Origin of the sequence: Lysobacter hankyongensis (assembly GCF_039543145.1) — a bacterium.
In the GTDB taxonomy this organism is placed as follows: domain Bacteria; phylum Pseudomonadota; class Gammaproteobacteria; order Xanthomonadales; family Xanthomonadaceae; genus Lysobacter_I; species Lysobacter_I hankyongensis.
Genome location: NZ_BAABJE010000005.1, coordinates 366,548 through 381,318, shown reverse-complemented (window position 1 = coordinate 381,318; position 14,771 = coordinate 366,548). Strand labels below are relative to the sequence as shown.

11 protein-coding genes are annotated in these 14,771 nt (G+C 64.2%); 9 read left to right on the top strand and 2 right to left on the bottom strand.

All coding sequences use genetic code 11. The annotated features are described in order from the left end of the window. The first annotated feature begins 2 nt into the window (after positions 1–2). The 9 genes from ABD974_RS07640 (at position 3) to ABD974_RS07600 (ending at position 12,698) form a co-directional block, all read left to right on the top strand. Complete coding sequence (locus ABD974_RS07640) at positions 3–1,286, top strand: beta-ketoacyl-[acyl-carrier-protein] synthase family protein (RefSeq protein ID WP_345302703.1); 1,284 nt, start codon at positions 3–5, stop codon at positions 1,284–1,286. Next, a complete protein-coding gene (locus ABD974_RS07635; protein ID WP_345302702.1) occupies positions 1,283–2,548 on the top strand; it encodes a beta-ketoacyl-[acyl-carrier-protein] synthase family protein in 1,266 nt (421 codons plus the stop codon). The genes ABD974_RS07640 and ABD974_RS07635 overlap by 4 nt, the downstream gene beginning before the upstream one ends. Further along, entirely contained in the window at positions 2,545–4,395 is a 1,851-nt protein-coding gene (locus ABD974_RS07630) for a cyclase family protein (RefSeq protein WP_345302701.1), read from the top strand. Before ABD974_RS07635 ends, ABD974_RS07630 begins: the two co-directional genes overlap by 4 nt. Then, positions 4,392–5,444, top strand: a complete 1,053-nt coding sequence (locus tag ABD974_RS07625) for a multicopper oxidase domain-containing protein (RefSeq protein WP_345302700.1) — start codon at positions 4,392–4,394, stop codon at positions 5,442–5,444. Before ABD974_RS07630 ends, ABD974_RS07625 begins: the two co-directional genes overlap by 4 nt. Before the next feature lie 38 nt (positions 5,445–5,482). Then, positions 5,483–6,958: a virginiamycin B lyase family protein gene (locus tag ABD974_RS07620; RefSeq protein WP_345302699.1), complete on the top strand. Its 1,476-nt coding sequence runs from the start codon at positions 5,483–5,485 to the stop codon at positions 6,956–6,958. A gap of 31 nt (positions 6,959–6,989) precedes the next feature. Beyond that, the gene (locus tag ABD974_RS07615; RefSeq protein ID WP_345302698.1) at positions 6,990–8,138 is read left to right on the top strand and encodes a Vgb family protein; all 1,149 of its coding nucleotides are present in this window, start codon (positions 6,990–6,992) and stop codon (positions 8,136–8,138) included. Positions 8,139–8,150: 12 nt separating this feature from the next. Beyond that, the gene (locus ABD974_RS07610; protein ID WP_345302697.1) at positions 8,151–10,922 is read left to right on the top strand and encodes a Vgb family protein; all 2,772 of its coding nucleotides are present in this window, start codon (positions 8,151–8,153) and stop codon (positions 10,920–10,922) included. 5 nt (positions 10,923–10,927) lie between these two features. Further along, positions 10,928–12,142: a hypothetical protein gene (locus ABD974_RS07605; RefSeq protein WP_345302696.1), complete on the top strand. Its 1,215-nt coding sequence runs from the start codon at positions 10,928–10,930 to the stop codon at positions 12,140–12,142. Positions 12,143–12,230: 88 nt separating this feature from the next. Next, positions 12,231–12,698 (top strand): DUF1203 domain-containing protein, encoded by a 468-nt coding sequence (locus ABD974_RS07600; RefSeq protein ID WP_345302695.1) that lies wholly within the window; start codon positions 12,231–12,233, stop codon positions 12,696–12,698. A 39-nt stretch (positions 12,699–12,737) separates the two neighbouring features. Here the strand turns inward: ABD974_RS07600 and ABD974_RS07595 are convergent, their stop codons facing one another. Together ABD974_RS07595 and ABD974_RS07590 are read right to left on the bottom strand one after the other, a co-directional pair. Next, positions 12,738–13,439 carry a DUF2278 family protein gene (locus ABD974_RS07595; protein ID WP_345302694.1) on the bottom strand — a complete coding sequence of 234 codons (702 nt, stop codon included), beginning with the start codon at positions 13,437–13,439 and terminating at the stop codon, positions 12,738–12,740. A 67-nt stretch (positions 13,440–13,506) separates the two neighbouring features. Then, positions 13,507–14,736: an NAD(P)/FAD-dependent oxidoreductase gene (locus ABD974_RS07590; protein WP_345302799.1), complete on the bottom strand. Its 1,230-nt coding sequence runs from the start codon at positions 14,734–14,736 to the stop codon at positions 13,507–13,509. Positions 14,737–14,771: the final 35 nt, after the last annotated feature.

Genomic DNA, 14,771 nt, shown 5'->3' with positions numbered 1-14,771 from the left:
TCATGCGCTCCCGTCATGTCGTGGTCACGGGATGCGAGGCGATCACGCCAGCCGGCGTCGGTCTGTCGTCTCTGTGGGATGCGGTTGTCAATGGCCGCGCGTGCGGCGAAGCCATCACCGGCTGGGATATATCCAGGAACGCATCGCGCATAGGCGCGGCCATACCGGATTTCGACGCGACACGGCACGGCTTGTCTGGAAGCGACGTCGGACGGATGGATCGCGCCGGTCAGTTGGCGTTCGCGGCATCTCGCGGCGCGTGCCGCAACGCCGGCATCGATATCGAGCGCCTCGACCCCGAACGCCTCGGAGTCTGTATCGGAAGTGCGATCGGCGGCATCGGATTCATGGAACGGGAATTCGTTCGCGTCGCCCGTCGCGACGCATCGAATCCAGGCGCAGGCATCACGATCGATCCGGTGGATCCACGGACCTACGGCGGTTTCCTCGCATCATCCATTTCGACGGAAATCGCGCGTCATTTCGGCGCGGCCGGCCCCGTTACCACCATGGGCACCGGATGCACCGCCGGCATCGACGCCATCGGTACCGCCAGCGACATGATTGAGGCGGGCATGGCGGACGTGATCATTACCGGAGGCGTCGATGCGCCGCTCACGCCCATCGTCTTCACCTCATTTGACAATATCAAGGCGCTGACCCGACGCAACGATGCGCCGCGACGGGCATCGCGCCCGTTCGATCGCGACCGCGACGGGTTCCTGCTGTCGGAAGGGTGCGGCATCCTCGTGCTCGAAGAGGAAACCCATGCGCGTCGTCGCGGCGCCGAAATCCTGGGACGCATCCTCGGCTTCTCCAGCCTTTCGAACGCATACCACATGACCAGCCTTTCGGCAGACGGCGAGGCGCTCGCCGCAACCTTGACGTCATGCATGCGGCGCGCAGGCGTGAATGCGGACGAAATCGACTACGTCAACGCCCATGGCAGTTCAACCAAACAGAATGATCGCAACGAGACCGCCGCGTTCAAGCGCGCATTCGGCGCGCATGCATGGCGAGTACCGATCAGTTCGACAAAATCGGTTCTCGGGCATTCGCTCGGCGCAGCGAGCGCGATCGAGACCATCGTCTGCGTGGAAGCGCTGCGCCGTGGCGTGGTACCACCCACGGCAAATTATGAAAACCCATCAGAGGACTGCGATCTCGATTACGTGCCTAATGCCGCGCGCGATCGGCGTCTACGCGTGGTGGAATGCAATGCCAGCGGATTCTCCGGCATCCATTCCGCCTTGATGCTCGGCAGTGCGGAATCGAGGCGGGCATGAATACGTCCACGGATGCCGTCATGAGTACGGATGGCGCAGGGCAGCCGGCCTGTCGGGTTGTGGTCACGGGTATCGGCGTAGTCGCACCGAACGGCACCGGCAAGCAGGCGTTCTGGCGCAACTCCCTGCGCGAGACGAGCCATCTGCGCGCGCTCGATCGTTTTCCGACCGGAAATCATGGGTGCCGCATCGCCGGACAAGTAGCGGATTTCGATGCCGGCGCCTTTATCGAACACGGTGTCCGCAGACAAACCGATCGTTCGACGCATATGGCTCTGGCCAGCTGCAGGATGGCAACCGAAGACGCGGGCCTGGATCTCGCTCGCGAAGATCCGCAGCGGATCGGCATGTTCTTTGCGAACACCTTCGGTGGCATGGAATTCGCCGAACCCGAGCTGTACAACCAGCATTTCGTCGGTCCCTCGCGGGTCAGCGCATATCAGTCGATCGCGTGGTTCTTCGCCGCAGCGCAAGGCCAATGGAGCATCGCCAACGGGTTGAAGGGCTTCGCCAAATCCATCGTCGCCGATCGCGTCGGAGGACATCAAGCTCTGCTCTTCGGCGCGCTGGCGATCCGTCAGCGGCGTGCGGATGTAGTCTACGCCGGCGGATTCGAAGCGCCGCTGGCGCCCTATGTGTTCCGAATTCACGAATCCACCGGACTTCTGAATACCGGGGCGGACCGCCCGGATACGGCATATCGGCCTTTCGACCGCAACCGGGGAGGCATTGTGCTCGGCGAGGGCTGCGCGATACTCATGCTTGAGGAGCTCGGCCGCGCGCGCATGCGCGGCGCAACCATCTATGCGGAGCTCGCGGGAGGCGCGATCACTCACGATGTCGGCGCGGATGCCGGGAGTCATCGAGGCCTAGCCCGATGCCTGCGGCTTGCGCTCGATGCCGCCGACATGACGGCAGCGGAGATCGACTGCGTGATGCCGGAAGGACTTGCGGACAACGACAACGATCGGCGTGAAGCCGCCGCTATCGACGAAGTTTTCGGACGCGGAGGACCACGGGTCGCGGTGCCGAAGGCGCGCATCGGGCACACGCTTGCGGCGGCGGGCGCCATCGATGCCACCTGGGCTTCGCTGATGATCCGGGAACGCACGATGCTGCCGCGCGACAACGTGTGCGACGGAGACACAGCGCTCGATTTCGGTCTCGACGACACCCCACAACCGGGACCGCGCGCCGTGCTGTGCTTCGGCTCAGGTCATGGTGGCATCAACACGGGTCTGGTGCTCAGGAGCGCTGCGTGAACGCCAAGACCGCTCCGGGCATTCGCACCGAACTCGACAAGAGCGCAGCGCGACTGCTTCATTTCGGCGTTCCCTTCGGAGATTTCCGTCTGTGCGCAGACGCGGAAAGCTGGGAGACCTGGTCGGAAATTCTGGGCGCGCGCGCGGCGCACTATCGCAGCCTCGGCGAGCGTGCCATCGCCGAACGCAACCCGGCAACGGCCATCGAAAGCCTGCGCTGCGCCGCGGCATGCTTCCACTACGCACAGTTCAAGCTGCCGCCTAGTCCGTCCAAGACCGAACTGCGCACTGCAGTGCAGGCGGTGTTCGCAGCAGGCGCCTCGTTGCTGGAACCGCCTGCGCGGCTGATCGAGATCGATTTCGACGGCGCGCGATTCCCCGGTTACCTGCGGGTACCCGCACATCCGCGGGGCTGCGTGCTGTTGATCAACGGACTGGACTCTGCGAAGGAAGTCGAGTTGGCGCAGTTCTCGGAAGGATTTCTGCAACGCGGGCTGGCAGTGTTCTTTTTCGATGGACCTGGTCATGGCGTGCGGCCCGGCAACGTCTCGATGCGCCGCTTCAGCGCCATGGTGAGCACGACACTCGACGCACTGCACATTCACCCCGATTTGGAAGGGCTGTCCTTCGGCGTGTTCGGCGTCAGTTTCGGCGGGTTCCTGGCCTGCCATGCCTGCGCGTCCGAACCACGCCTGCAGGCTTGCGTCAGCCTCGGGGGGTTTCATGACGCCCGTGTTTTGGCGAAATTGCCGCCCGCTGCACATCCCGCCGTGCGCAATGCCTACGGCCTGCCAGCCGACGCCCCATTCGAGACGCTGGATTCTCTGGTCACGCTGGAAGGGTTGAAGGGATGCATGGATCGACCGTTGCTGATCGTCCATGGCAGCCGCGACCACCTGGTAGACGACGTGCAGATCGAAGCATTGTGCGAATGGTCGCGAACGGCGCCGACCCTGCACATTTACGACGGTGCGGAACATGTCTGCACGGATCGCTTCAAGGAATGCCTGCCGAAACTATGGGATTGGATGCGGGATGCATTGAACGCGCCCGAGCTTTCCGCTGGAACCAAACCTCGCATGATCGATCTGAGCGTCGTCCTGGACGATCTCCCCAGCGAGCGTGTGCCGGTGAGAATACGCCGCGTTCTGCACCGCGAGGGTGCCGACGAAATGAGCGCTTTGTTCGGCGTGCCTGTTGCGGATCTCCCCGATGGTCTAGGCTGGGCCGGCGAGGAGTTCACGCTCATCACGCACGCTGGCACGCATATGGACGCACCCTGGCATTACGGTCCTACGAGCGAAGGCGCGCCGGCCCCTCGGATCGATGAGGTGCCTCTGGAATGGTGCATCGGGCAGGCGGTGGTACTCGATGTGCGCCACCATGCCCGCGGTTATGAACTGCAGGCCGACGATCTGCGCGACGCGCTCGCGCGCATTCCGCACACGCTCGCGCCCGGCGAGATCGTTCTTCTGAGGACCGGAGCGGATGCCGCCTGGGGACGTCCCGAGTATCCGGATCTCGGCTGCGGACTGGGTCGCGAAGCGTTGCTGTGGCTCGTCGATCAAGGCGTCCGCGTTGTAGGCACCGACGCCTGGGGCCTGGATCGTCCTTTCGACGCGATGCGCGAAGCATACCTTCGCAGCGGAGATGCGAGCGTGATCTGGCCAACCCATTACGCGGGACGCGAGCGGGCGTACTGCCAACTCGAAAAGCTGGCGAATCTGCATCTCCTTCCGCCCACCGGCGCGACCGTCACCTGTTATCCGATCAAACTCGGACGGGCCGGCGCGGCGTGGGTACGCGCTGTCGCCCACTTGCCCTCCTCGATGCGAGCGACCCCATGAGCCGAAACGATTGGACGCGTCGTGGATTTCTCGCCTCGCTGCTGGCGCCTGCGGCCATGGCCACAGCGCACAAGGCGATCGCACAAGCGGGCGATGCAGTGCCGCTGGAACCATCGCGCCATCATGTGTCGCCGAACCACGCCAAGATGGCGACGGAAGGAGCAAAACGCTATACCCGGGAACAGATCGAAGCGGCGATGGCGATGCCGGTCTCCTCGCTCAAGGGCTTGCAACCGGACCGATTCCTCACCGAATTCGATCGCGGACGGGTCAGCACGCTGCCTGATGGCCGCACGTTGCGGGAATACGACGTGGTGGCCGAGGATCGAGAGATCGAGGTCGCTCCCGGAATCTTCTTCCCCGCCTGGACCTACAACGGCACGGTGCCTGGCCCGACCCTCCGCTGCACTGCGGGCGATCGCGTACGCATCCGTTTCCGCAATCGCTCGATCAGCGAGCACACGATGCATTTCCATGGCATCCATTCCGCGGACATGGATGGCGTGGCCGAAGTGGTCAAGCCGGGCGACGAATATATCTACGAATTCGACGCCAGACCTTGGGGTTTGCAGCTGTATCACTGCCATGTTCCGCCGGTGGGGCTGCACATGAATCGCGGACTGTACGGCGCGTTCATCATCGATCCGCCAACGCCGCGGCCCAAGGCACGTGAGCTGGTGATCGTGGCCTCTGGATGGGACCTCGACTTCGACGAGCGCAACGAGCTTTATGTACTCAACGGTGGCGCGAATTTTTATCGCGACAACCCGATTGAGATCAAGAAAGGCGAGCGGGTACGCCTTTATTACGTCAATGCGCTGGAGTTCGATCCAGTCAATTCGTTGCATCTGCACGCGACGTTCTTCCGCGATCTGCGTCGCACCCCGAAAGGCGAATCCGAGGAATACACGGACATCGTGCTGCTGTCGCAGGCGGATCGACGCATTCTGGAATTCGAATACGAATACGAGGGAATGTTCATGTTCCACGCCCACCAGAACCGTTATGCGGAGTTGGGAGGCATGGGGCATTTCCGCGTGCGTGGATAGCCATCTGCAAACCGTCAAGGACTTTCGAGGAGGCGCAAATGTTTCCATCGCTAAAGGAATGCTTTCGCCGAAACCACGCCGCGACCCTCATCGTCGCGATGCTGGCGCTGGCATGGGCAGGAATCGGCATGGCGGCCGACACCAGGACCGAGACCGTCATCCTCAACGACCAGGCGCCGTATTTCCAGCCAAAGCGGCTCAAGGTAGCGCGCGGCACCACGGTAACCTGGGAAAACCGCGGGCCCGGCCTTATCCACACGGTCGTGGTGGCAACCACGGAGGGCATGCGAAGCTCGGGACCGATTCCGCCGGGCACGAAGTGGTCGCATACTTTTGCGGAGGATGCTGTGGTCAAGGCTTCCTGCGAGATCCATCCTTACATGTACGGGATCGTGATCGTCGGCGATCCGCCCGCCGAGCTGATCGCGACGACCGAAAGCCAGATGCCGTCGACAGCCTCGCCGGGTATCGTCATCGATATCGTGGAATTCCCGATTCCGGTACCCAACAGCGTGCCCGGCATCCTTTTTCCTGACGCCCAGGACAACATCTGGGTCACGCTCGGCGGCGGCGGCTGGGGCAACATCGCGCATCCGCCGCTCTCAAAATTCGCGCGACTCACGGCCGATGGCGATCTGTCCATCTACGACACCCAGACGCCGGGCTCCGGACCGAGCGGAGTGCGCGTCGGCAAGGATGGGCGCGTGTACCTCACGCTGTTGATGGCCGGGCGCATAGCGCGCTTCGATCCGACGACGAAGACCATCGAGGAGTTCAGGATTCCGACCGATACGTCGTGGCCCACGGGGCTGGAGCTGGCCACGGACGGAGCTGTGTGGTTCAACGAAACCAAAGGCAACAAGGTCGGCCGGCTGTCTGTCGATGGGATCATCACCGAGTACGCTGTGCCGACAGTAGATGGACGACCGACCGGAATAGCGCTCGATTCACGTGGCGATGTCTGGATCGCCGAACGCGATGGATCCAAGATCGCGCAACTCCGCAAGGATGGAAGCTTCATCGAATATCCCTTGCCCACTCCGCGCGCCAAACCCGCAGGCATCCTGGTCGACAGACAGGACAGGGTCTGGTTCGCGCAGCGCGAAGCGAACAAGATCGGTGTGATCGAGAACGGTGCTCTGCGGGAATATCCGCTGCCGAATCCCAAAAGCGGTCCGTTCTATCTCGTCGAGGACCAAAGCGGCCTGATCTGGTTTTCGGAAACCTTCGGAAATCGCATCGGCGTACTCAATCCCGCCGACGGCCGAATCGTCGAGTTCGCATTGCCTACGCCGGACAGTTGGCCTGGCGGACTCGCCTTCGACAGCCAAGGTGCGCTCTGGTTCACGGAGCAACTCGGGAACAAGGTCGCGATGATCGCCAATCCCACGGAGGCTGCGCGCAAGGCCTTCGCTGCGCAGACGTCTGCGAACGCCAATTCCAATGCGCATCCCGCTCCTCCGCAGCATCAGGGCGTCGGAGCGCATTCCGGGCACGATCGCCCGACACACTAGGTCTCTCGCATCCATCACAAGGAGAAGTGCCATGAAAATCCGTTCGAGATTGTTTCCCGCACTCGCGGCGGGCGCGATTGCGCTACTGATGATGCCGGCGCTGGCCACAGCGGTTCCGCCACCGCCGCCCGACACAGTGAAGCGATTGTCGAATCCCGACAATCTTCCGGTGATCCGGCCGGGTCAGAACGGTTGGTACGGCGCCTACGTTTCACGGGTGATCAAGCCGAAAGTCCGTAAGATCGGTTCGCTCGCCGGTCGCGACATCGTCGAACTGCAGACCCCTGTCAAAGTTTCGGGCATGGGTAAATACATGGCGGAAGGTCCTACGGGTCACATCTGGTACGTGGAAACACGCGAAGACAAGATCATCCGAATCGATCCGAACACCAATGAGATGACCCAGTATTTCGTGCCGAAAGGCGCGGCTCCGTACTCGGTCGCGGTGGATAACGACGGCACGGTGTGGGCAACCGCTCACGGCATCGAGATGTTGTTGGAATTGCGGCCGGAGGAAGGCGTGGTGTACGCGCATCAACCGCCGAGTCACGGCTTTCTGATTCACATCAATGTCGAGCGCAAGAGCAACACGGTGTGGTTCACACAGCCGGGCAACAACCAGGTGGTGAGCTATCGCCACGATGTCGGCTTCCGCGAATATCCGTCGCCGACCAAGCAGTCCGGGCCGGGACGCCTGGATTTCGACGCGGAAGGAAATGTCTGGTTTCCGGAGCTTTACACCGACAAGCTCGCGCGCCTGAATCCGACCACGGGCGAGATCACGGAGTGGGATACGCCGTCCAAGAACGGCCTGCCCGCCGGCGTTCGGGTCGAAGGCAAGATCGTGTGGGTGAGCGAACCGATGGCTGATGCTTTGGCCGCGTTCGAGGACGGCAAATGGCGCGAGTACAAGATCCCGACAACAGGCAGTGTCGTGTCGACCAACGTGACCGATGAAGAGGGCTTCGTCTGGTTCACGGAAGGCGGTTGGCGCGGCAGCGCCGGCGGCAACAAGATCGGCCGACTGGATCCGCGCACGGGCAAGGTCGAGGAATTCGACCTGCCCCGGAGCAATTCGCAGCCGCTCGGCATGACGCTCGGCAAGGATCGCTCGATCTGGTTTTCGCTGGTGACCGGCGCGCACGTCTGCCGGATCCTGCCTCGTCGCACTGCGCGCTGAAGGAGAAGCACGATGGATTTCGCCCTGTTTCCGGCCATGCGCGCCGTCGGCCTATTGGTTCTGATGACATTCTCAGCGACAGGCACAGCGTCCACCGCCAGTTCGGGGAGGGTCCGTGAGATCGAGATCGACACACCCCGGTCGGGGCCATCCATCGTGGTGATGGCGCCCGATCAGGCGGTGTGGAGTTCGCTTGCCCGCGCCTCCAGACTCTTGCGAGTGGCGCCGGATGGGACCAAACGCGAGTACCAGCTCCCTGAAGGGTCTTTCCCGGTCGGCCTGCTCATCGACCAGGACGGCACCGTCTGGTACAGCGACATCCGCAAGAACCAGATCGTGCACTTCGATCCCCGCGACGGGGCACGACGCGCCTACGATGTACCGACGAAGGAGAGCTTTCCGTTCTTCCTCGTGAAGGACGCGCAGGGCCTGGTGTATTTCACCGAACGCGTCGGCAACAAGCTCGGACGCCTCGATCCAGCCAGCGGCCGGTTCGATGAATTCCCTGTGCAGGTGCCCGGTGCACAGCCTGCGGGCATGGCCATCACGCCGGACGGGCACATTTTCTTTACCCAGAACTCAGCCAATCGGGTCGGTCATTTCGATCCGGCCGTCGGCAAAGTGGTCGATGTGCTTGTGCCCAGTCCGGCAACGCCGGGGCCGTTTTATGGTCCTGCAGGCATCACCTCGGATGCCAAGGGCAACATCTGGTTTTGTCAACTGGACGGCAGGCTCGGATTGATCCGGCAAGAGAACCGCACCCGCATCGAGGAATTTCCGTTGCCCGACCCGAAAGTCAGGCCGGGCGGCGTGGTGACCGATGCGCATGGATTGGTGTGGTACACCGGCCTCGACGGCAACATGATCGGCAGCTTCCACCCCGCTTCGGGCACATTCCGTCGCTACGATCTGCCATCGGGCGCGGCAGATCCGCGGCCGATGACCCCGCCTGAAATCACTGCGCGCGGCGAACAGCCCGTCGCGGGAATGCAGGCGCGCAGCACCCGGCCATTCGGCATCACCGTCGACAAGGCGGGACGCGTATGGTTCGCCGAACAATACGGCCATCGCCTCGGTTTTGTGGAACCGCCACCGCTGGACGTGATCGCTCCGGTGGGCACGCAGCGCGGTGCGGTTGCCGATCTGAATCTGCTGATGCGCGGAGCCGTCGCGAAAGCGCCGCGACAGGTGTCCGTGAATGGAAAACCGCAGAACGTCGCACAAGACAAACTCGATCTGCTCGGGCTGGAACCCGGGCCTCACATCCTGGAGGTGGTAGCGCAGACGGCGGATGGCCCCGTCACCGGTTCCAGCAGGTTCGTGCTCGCGCCAGACATGGACTTCCTCGCCAGGGCCGTTGCTCGATACGCCCGGTCGACCGCTGACGCCGCCGTCGGTATCCAGGGGCTATGGCGAGAAGTGGAGGCGGCGCGCGCCATGCGGAATCTGCCCGAGGTGCGCGCACGCATCGCGGCAGTGAGGCGCTCGCTGCCCGTCGATCAGAACGGTGCGGCCGCGCTGCTGCGCAGGCAACTCCTGTACGTGGAGATGTTCGGGGAAGTTGAAGTGAACGTCGCCGCGACGCAGGAAGGTTGTGCGCCGACCGAGGTCGTGGTGCAGCGTGGAGATCGGGTACGCTGGACAACGGAAGCCGGCGTGCGCCTGCTTGCGCGCGATGGAAGCTTCGCATCGCCCATTTCCGCTGGCGCGTGGTCGCACGCATTCCCCCGCGAGGGCCGCTTCGAGTACGCCTGCGGGAAAACTACGGCGACCGTTCGCGTCGAGCCGCGGTCGATCGATGCGATCGAAGCGAAAACCGAAAATCCTGGCCGGGTGCCCACGGTGCTGGTCGTGGACACACCCAGAGGCGTATGGGCCGCGGCCGGAGGAGGCGGCTACGCCAGTCTTGCGGCGGTTCCCCTGAACAACAAGATTCTCCGGCTGACTCCTGATGGACGGATCCTCGAGTACGACACGCCGACACCCGAAAGTGCGCCGACGTCGATCAAGATGGCGCCGGATGGCCGTCTGTGGTTCACCGAGCGCGCAGCGGGCAAGATCGGCAGTCTGGACCCGTCATCGGGCCGCATCGAGGAATTCGATATTCCCTCGCCCGGCTCCATGCCGACCGGCATTGCGGTGGATCACCACGACGGCATGGTGTGGTTCACCGAAAAGCAATCCGGAAAGATCGGACGTTTCGATCCGAAGCGGCGCACGTTCGAGGAATTCAACACGCCGCATCCGAAATCCGAACCCAGTACGATCGTGCTCGATCACGATGGACACGTCTGGTTCGACGAACGTGGCGCCGATCATCTCGTGCGCATGAATCCACGCACGCTTGAGATGAAAACATTCCCCGTGCCCACGAAGGGAAGCCGCGTGATCGGACTGGTGCCCGACAAGCGCGGCTACATGTGGTTCCTAGAATTGGCTGGGCAGAAGATCGGTCGCCTCGACGTGAACAGCGGACAGATCATCGAGTACGAAATTCCGACCCGCACGGCGAGCCCCTTCAAAGCCGTGCTCGATCGCCATGGTCGGCTCTGGTTCACGCAGGCCTATGGCAACCGAATCGGTGTTCTCCAGGACGGCCACGTGCACGAGTTCGCGCTTGCGGTAGACAATGCCATGCCCGGAGGCATTGAAGCCGGTGAGCACGGCACACTGTGGTTCACGCAACAGGCCACGGATGTGATCGCCCACGTGCCCGACCTGCTGGACATCTACGTACCGGACACGGACGCGATGGTTTCCGGCATCGCCGATGCGTCGGATTGACGACGATGTCCTCGACGGTCGTATTGGCATTGGCGTTGCTGGCGGCGGAAGCCGCCAGAGCGCCCGCTCCGGAAGTCGGCAGAGTAACCGAGTCGCATTCGTCCAGAATGACGGTCGATCACGTGATCATGGTCAGCCCCACCGAGCCATACTATTCGCCCAGCACGTTGCGCCTTCGGATAGGTGAATCCGTGGTCTGGCGCAACGACGGACGTGCGGACACCACACACAGCGTTGTCGAAATCAGATCGAAGGCGTTCGCATTGGATCTGCCCGTGGGAGGAGAAGCGCGCTTCACGCCGGCCGCACCGGGGGAATATGTCTACCGCTGCCGTTTCCATCCGTGGATGACCGGAAAATTGACGGTCGAACAACGTCATGTCCAAGTCCGCTGGCAGACACTGCCGGCGGATATCGTCGGCACCCGCCTGCAGGAATCGGGTGGGATGGGCATCCTCGTATCGGACGACGATGGTAATCGCGTCTTTCGCATCATCACTGATGATGCGCCGGAACCAGTCGCGACGCTGCCGTTGCGGGCTTCAGCGTGGACCCCCACCTCAGGAAGGATCTGGTTGCGGCTCGCTTCCTCCGGTCGTGTCGTCGAGCGGCACGATGGCGAACGAGCGCTGCCCGGACTTCCGCTTGCGACACGCATGCGAAAGCCAGAGCGACCGGTGCTGGCACGAGACGGTCGATTATGGCTGCGTGCCGACGAGCGTGACTCTTGGCTCGGCATCGACGGAGACGGTGAGATCCAGCGGGCACAGGGACAGGGCATCATGCTCGCCGCCTCGGTGAAAGGGACGTGGTGGTTGCAAGATACGCGACTGACCTACCGCCATCATGACAACGGCAGTGCGGTACGCATACAAGGGCCGAATGTTCCAGGTCGCGCCGCGCACGTCGCAGTGCAGCGCGACGGACTCTGGATCGCGGATGGCACGGCTCTGCTCCACGCCATGAGCGACGGACGCAGTGTCTCTTTTTCGTTGTCGTCCACCGGCGACGATGCGATGGCTGTGCTGGCGGGCGATACGGGGCCGGCCTGGGTGCTGCTGCGCAGCGGCACGATCGCCCGCATTGCAGGCGTCGAGATCAACACCTACGCCGCTCCCCTGGACGCAATGACAGCGCGTGATTTCGCGCTCGATGCCCATGGTGAGGCTTGGCTTCTGGATCGTGAGGGGCACCGGATCGGCCGCTTGCAGTCGCCCTGATCGACCGCCCGTCCGCCATCGCAAGAATCGGATATCGCGATCGCGCGCAGCGCGCGACGCTGTGCGCTCCCATCCACGGAGCGCATCCATGAGTTTCCAGATCCACGCCCTGCCCGCGGACTCGTTCGCGCCGCTGTTCGAGTTGTCCGACGATGCGCTGCGCGGACGCGGCATCCGTCGCGTCGTCGCCGACGGGCGTCCGGTGTATCCCTGCCGCGTCAGTCTGCAGGACGCGGTCGAAGGCGAAACGCTGCTGCTGTTGCCGCACGAACATCACGCCGTCGACACGCCGTACCGCGCGTCCGGCCCGATCTATGTGCGCGAAGCGGCGACCCGGACGCAGCCCGGCGTCGACGACGTGCCCGCCCTGCTGCGCACGCGGCTGCTGTCGCTGCGCGCCTACGATGCGCGCGGAATGATGGTGTGGGCGGACGTGGTCGACGGCGCACAGGTCGAGGCAGGCATCGCGCAGTTGTTCGCGATCGAGCGCGTCGCCTATCTGCACATCCACTACGCGAAGCCCGGCTGCTACGCCTGCCGGGTCGAACGCGCCTGAACCCGCCGCCGACGCGATGGCGCAGAAGCGCCGCGAAGATCAGCGCGGATGTCCGTCGTCGCCGGTGTTCATCGTCTGGGTCAGGAACTTGATGAAGAAGCCCTCGACCGTTCCGTCGTTGTGCTCGATCAGCACGCCGCCGTCCTGCCAGATACCGCCGCTGTTGTACCAGCCGAGCTGCTGTCCGTAGTTCGGCGCACCGGGCGTGGGCATCGGGTCGCCCTGGTTCATGTGCACGTTGTGCATGCCGATGTTGCCCGGCTGCAGCGGGTCGAAGGGTTCGCCGAACACGTACACGCGGCGGATGTCGATCAGCATCCCGTTGAGCGCATCGAGCACGCTGCCGCCGGCGTTCTGGGTGAACACCTTGTGCTCGCGGCCGCCCAGCGCCTTCAGCAGTCCGTAGAAGATCGACAGGCAGCCGATGGGGCCGACGATGAAGGGACTGCGCACGTAATCCAGCGCGCCGGACGCGGCATTGGGCGCGAGCGGATGGTAGCCGGGGTCGAGCGCGAGGATGCCGGCGATGGCCTCGCGCTTGATCGCGATGCGGATGTATTCGACGACGCCGTCGGGCGCCTTCACGTCCAGCGCGCAGCGCCATTCGACGAGGTTCTGCTGGTTCGGCAGCGGCGCGTTGAGGTACAGCAGGCCGTGGTAGAAATTGCCGTAATCCACCGGCGGATCGCGTTCGAAGCGGTTGTAGGCGCCGACGAGCACGCCGTATTGGTCCAGTGGCATGGTCCTGTCTCCCTGGCGGCGGTGGCGCCGCCCTGCCAGGTACAACGCGGCGATCGCCGCGAGGCGGTCAGGCGTCGCGGTCGCCGCCGAGGATGATCCGCGCGCTGCGCTGGTAGCTCCAGTAGGCCTGCGCCCAATCGATCAGGACGACGAGGCGGTTGCGGAAACCGATCAGGAAGAGCACGTGCGCGGCCAGCCAGAACCACCAGGCGAGCAGGCCGGAGAATTTCAGCCCGTGCAGATCGACCACCGCGGCCATGCGGCCGATGGTGGCGAGGTTGCCGAAGTCGCGATAGCGGAACGGCGGTGGCGTGATGCCGCGCAGGCGTGCGCGGATCGCGCCGCCGATGTAGCGGCCCATCTGCTTCGCCGCGGGCGCGACGCCCGGCACCGGCTTCCCCTCGCATTGCAACGACGCGAGATCGCCGGCAACGAAGATCTCCGGATGTCCGGGCACGGTGAGATCGGGCTGCACGATCACGCGTCCGGCGCGATCCAGCGGCACGCCCAGGTCACGCGCCAGCGGCGAGGCGGCGACACCCGCGGCCCACAGCACGGTGCGCGCGTCGATCCGTTCTTCGCCGAGTTGCACGCCGCGGTCGTCGATCGCTTTCACCGGCACGCCGGTGCGTACCTCGACGCCGAGCGTTTCGAGCTGCCGTCGCGCCTTGTCAGAGAGCGCTTCGGGAAAACTCGACAGCACCCGCGGCCCGGCTTCCAGCAGCAGCACGCGGGCGCGGCGCGGATCGGCGCGGCGGAATTCGCCATGCAGGGTGTGGCGCGCGATCTCGGCCAGCGTCCCCGCGAGTTCGACGCCGGTCGGTCCGCCGCCGACGATGGCGAAGGTGAGCCACGCTGCGCGCGCGGCGGGATCGTCTTCGGCTTCGGCGCGTTCGAACGCGGTGAGGATGCGGCGGCGGATCTCGAGCGCATCGTCCAGCGTTTTCAGCCCGGGCGCGTGCGGCGCCCAGTCGTCGCGGCCGAAGTAGGCGTGGGTGGCGCCGCTGGCGAGCAGCAACTGGTCGTAGTCGAGACTACGGCCGTCGGCGAGCCGCAGGCGCCTGGCGTCGGGTTCGATCTTCGCAACCTCGCCCAGCAGGACGGTCGCGTTCTTCTGCCGGCGCAGGATCTGGCGCAGCGGCGCGGCGATGTTCGGGGCCGACAGGCCGGCGGTGGCGACCTGGTAGAGCAGCGGCTGGAACAGATGATGATTGCCGCGATCCAGCAACGTGATCCGCACCGGCGCGCCGCGCAGCGCGCGTGCCGCCCACAGCCCACCGAACCCGCCACCCACGATCACCACATGAGGCATCGCCGACATCGTCTTCTTCC

Bases quoted from the DNA above. Each gene is read 5' to 3' on its own strand.
- ABD974_RS07605 (WP_345302696.1), top strand. From the start codon at position 10,928: ATGTCCTCGACGGTCGTATTGGCATTGGCGTTGCTGGCGGCGGAAGCC.
- ABD974_RS07615 (WP_345302698.1), top strand. From the start codon at position 6,990: ATGAAAATCCGTTCGAGATTGTTTCCCGCACTCGCGGCGGGCGCGATT.
- ABD974_RS07600 (WP_345302695.1), top strand. From the start codon at position 12,231: ATGAGTTTCCAGATCCACGCCCTGCCCGCGGACTCGTTCGCGCCGCTG.
- ABD974_RS07625 (WP_345302700.1), top strand. From the start codon at position 4,392: ATGAGCCGAAACGATTGGACGCGTCGTGGATTTCTCGCCTCGCTGCTG.
- ABD974_RS07610 (WP_345302697.1), top strand. From the start codon at position 8,151: ATGGATTTCGCCCTGTTTCCGGCCATGCGCGCCGTCGGCCTATTGGTT.
- ABD974_RS07595 (WP_345302694.1), bottom strand. From the start codon at position 13,439: ATGCCACTGGACCAATACGGCGTGCTCGTCGGCGCCTACAACCGCTTC.
- ABD974_RS07635 (WP_345302702.1), top strand. From the start codon at position 1,283: ATGAATACGTCCACGGATGCCGTCATGAGTACGGATGGCGCAGGGCAG.
- ABD974_RS07640 (WP_345302703.1), top strand. From the start codon at position 3: ATGCGCTCCCGTCATGTCGTGGTCACGGGATGCGAGGCGATCACGCCA.
- ABD974_RS07620 (WP_345302699.1), top strand. From the start codon at position 5,483: ATGTTTCCATCGCTAAAGGAATGCTTTCGCCGAAACCACGCCGCGACC.